1 pseudogene is annotated in these 537 nt (G+C 43.9%); it reads left to right on the forward strand.

The annotated features are described in order from the left end of the window. Positions 1-473 (forward strand): annotated as a pseudogene (locus EK369_RS23045) (hypothetical protein); the annotation flags it as partial. Positions 474-537 lie beyond the last annotated feature (64 nt).

Raw genomic sequence — 537 nt, forward strand, 5'->3', positions numbered from 1 at the left:
AAAAGAGAGTTCCAGTTCATGTAGAAGAAAAAATCCCTGTTCCACAACCCTACCTTGTCGAGAAGAAAGTACCATACGAAGTCAAAGTTCCCGTCGACAGGCCCTACCCCGTCCACGTCCCTAAACCGTACCCAGTCACTGTAGAAAAACATATTGCATACCCAGTCGAGAAACCAGTACCATACGAAGTCAGAATCCCAATTGACAAACCATATCCAGTCGAAGTACCAAAACCAGTACCTTATCACGTAAAAGTACCAGTACCACAACCGTACGAGGTTGAAAAGAAGGTGCCAGTAGAGGTTGAGAAACCAGTACCAGTACCTGTTCACGTATCAGTCGAAAGGCCCGTGCCCATCGTGAAGGAAGTACCGTATGCGGTAGAAAAGGAAGTACCTTATCCAGTCAAAGTACCTGTACATGTTCCTGTCAAGATTCCACAACAACACCACCATCACCATCACCAATACTAAATTAACTGACTTAAGTACTAATATTTAATGAACGTAATGTATTAGGGAATGAAGAACGCGAACG

Source organism: Shimia sediminis (assembly GCF_003990645.1).
In the GTDB taxonomy this organism is placed as follows: Bacteria; Pseudomonadota; Alphaproteobacteria; order Rhodobacterales; family Rhodobacteraceae; genus Shimia; species Shimia sediminis.